This is a genomic window from Vibrio sp. 10N.222.48.A3, assembly GCF_041475345.1.
Taxonomy (GTDB): domain Bacteria; phylum Pseudomonadota; class Gammaproteobacteria; order Enterobacterales; family Vibrionaceae; genus Vibrio; species Vibrio tasmaniensis_A.
This window is the reverse complement of the sequence record NZ_JBFRVX010000714.1, coordinates 1-2,171: the sequence shown is the minus strand read 5'-3', so window position 1 is coordinate 2,171 and position 2,171 is coordinate 1. Positions and strand designations below refer to the sequence as shown.

Genomic DNA, 2,171 nt, shown 5'->3' with positions numbered 1-2,171 from the left:
CAACCACTCTTCTGGTTGTAGCGAGTCAATCGCAAAAGGCTCAACGCTCGCCAAAGCTTCATTCGAAGGCGGAAGTTCACTCCATAGCGAACATTGGCGCATTTGTTGTTCTAATTGTTGAAGTAAAGGAGGTAACTTTGTGGCAGCTGTCATTTTTCACCAAGTTATTTATCTAGTGACCTTGAAATTGGGGCATAGAGTACCATCTATTTAGGAAAGAAAGTTAGGAGCTTTATTACTATGGAAACCATTCACACGCTCACTCAGTTACTAAAGAATAGCGGTTGCCAATACGACATCTACGACCTAGGTCGTCGTATCCAGAAAATCGACAACACCCTATTCTCTGATGTTGAGCAGGGGAAACAGCCATACCCGTTTCCACTTCAGAAACAAGCTCACTTAGCGATTAGCTACTGGAACGAACACAAGCAACCTTGGATCTGGTTCCTAAAATTCAAACTCGATGAAAGAGGCTTACTGCATCAAGGGGATGTGGGTAATTTTCTTAAGTTTGTTATCGAAGCGATGGGCACACGTTTGAACGGTGATATCAGCGAAGAGCAACAACAAAAGCTGTCTAACAACCCATATACCTTCAAGCCTTCAGAAGACAAAATGGCCGTATTTCATAGCCAAGTAAGAGCAGGGTTAGACCTAGCGACGAGCCAATATTACGAACACGCTCAACACTACTTCACTGGCGACCTAGGTTGGGACAACTGGAAAACCGTTGGTCTTCAAGGCATCACCGATATGTGTGCTCGCTTAGGCAGTCAGCAAAACGGTGTCGCTATTCGCAAGGCATTGAATAAACTGCCATCAGAGCCGCTATACGCAACACTAGGGGCGCTTGAGCACACGCAAATCAATGATAAGCTCGCTCAACGCTTACAAGAGATGGCAGACAATGAGATTAACAGTCAAGAGCCGGATCTGTTCTTACTGTCAGCTTTGGTTCGTGCCCTTTCCGGTGCAGAACAAGGAATCGCGAATAACATCATTAACCAAGTTCTCGCTAGTCCACGCTTAAGCCACCAAGAGGTGTTAATTGGTTTAGCGGGTCGCAGCTGGCACGCACTACAAGATCCAGCGATTGCCGAGCAATTCTTGTTACGTCTCGCACAAACAGGCAACCAAAACCTGTTCAATCAGTTATTTGCAGATTTAGTGATGATTCCGACACTAAGAATGGTATTTTTGCCGTTGTTGAATTCGAACCCATCACCAGAACTCGCAAATGCATTGATTGAGTTACAACAAGCGGCTAAGTCGCAATAAAAACTAGACAGAACAGCTCAGTAGCTCGTAACAACGAGCTCAAAACACAATTGGAATAGAAAGATAAAAGGAAGTATGGACTAAATGATAGATAACTTAGTGGCTATTTTGATGCTGTGCTTCTTTTGCTTTCTGTTTTGGCAGCAGCGCAGGCAATCCGAGCTTGCGAAAGCTGCCATTGCGAGAAAGTGTAAAGAGCTCGACTTGCAGCTATTAAGCGTTGCCTTCAACGGTCATAAACTTAAGATGCGCCATGAACTCACGACCATTTGGCGCTGGCATACTGTGTACCATTTTGAATTTTCGGCATTAGGTGATGACCTATACCAAGGAAAACTGACCATGGTCGGCTTCCGCTCTATGCGGTTTGAGCTACAGCCTCATAGAATGTAACGTCGCAGTGCGCGTTATAGCTATATTCATGATAAGGGCCAAACGAATCTTGTTTGGTTTCCTTAAATTCAAATCCTAGTTTTTCTAATAACTTAATCGATGGGTTGTGGCCGACATTCACAGTCGCAACAACATTCGTTAGGCGCTCTTCAAAACACACCAAACTTAAAAATGGTTTTAGCACCTCACTAGCAAAGCCGCGATTCCAATACTCTTTATCCAAAATAAAGCCAAGCTCATGCCTACCCTCTTCTGATGAAATAAAGACATGCCCAAGATATTCACGGGTTTGGTTGTGGATGATAGCGCGGCAGAAGCCGACGTTGTCTTGCAGTATCTCTTGAAATAAGAACTTCGCAGAGGCAATAGAGTGCGGCCCATTCATTTCAGAACGATTAACGGGGCAGCAATTCAACTTGATAAAGTCGTGTTGTAGCTGTTCGGTATAAGGTACCAACAGCGTTCTTGAGGTTGCTATCGTCATAAAACACTCCTTG

At 44.4% G+C, this 2,171-nt stretch carries 4 protein-coding genes; 2 read left to right on the top strand and 2 right to left on the bottom strand.

Annotation, left to right across the window (positions count from 1 at the left end):
• The coding region (locus tag AB4653_RS18800) for a YqcC family protein (RefSeq protein ID WP_372104978.1) at window positions 1-153 on the bottom strand (153 nt) is incomplete at its 3' end.
• 87 nt (window positions 154-240) lie between these two features.
• Between AB4653_RS18800 and AB4653_RS18795 the strand changes: the two genes are divergently transcribed.
• Window positions 241-1,281: a DUF3549 family protein gene (locus AB4653_RS18795; RefSeq protein ID WP_009847425.1), complete on the top strand. Its 1,041-nt coding sequence runs from the start codon at window positions 241-243 to the stop codon at window positions 1,279-1,281.
• Between the two features lie 84 nt (window positions 1,282-1,365).
• Window positions 1,366-1,674 carry a DUF3301 domain-containing protein gene (locus AB4653_RS18790; RefSeq protein ID WP_009847426.1) on the top strand — a complete coding sequence of 103 codons (309 nt, stop codon included), beginning with the start codon at window positions 1,366-1,368 and terminating at the stop codon, window positions 1,672-1,674.
• Here the strand turns inward: AB4653_RS18790 and AB4653_RS18785 are convergent.
• Window positions 1,640-2,158, bottom strand: coding sequence for a GNAT family N-acetyltransferase (locus AB4653_RS18785; RefSeq protein ID WP_009847427.1), 519 nt, complete (start codon window positions 2,156-2,158; stop codon window positions 1,640-1,642). The two genes, AB4653_RS18790 and AB4653_RS18785, sit on opposite strands and share 35 nt — an antisense overlap.
• Between the last annotated feature and the right edge of the window lie 13 nt (window positions 2,159-2,171).

Excerpts from the sequence above, each read along its gene's own strand:
- AB4653_RS18795 (WP_009847425.1), top strand. The coding sequence starts at position 241 with ATGGAAACCATTCACACGCTCACTCAGTTACTAAAGAATAGCGGTTGC.
- AB4653_RS18790 (WP_009847426.1), top strand. The coding sequence starts at position 1,366 with ATGATAGATAACTTAGTGGCTATTTTGATGCTGTGCTTCTTTTGCTTT.
- AB4653_RS18785 (WP_009847427.1), bottom strand. The coding sequence starts at position 2,158 with ATGACGATAGCAACCTCAAGAACGCTGTTGGTACCTTATACCGAACAG.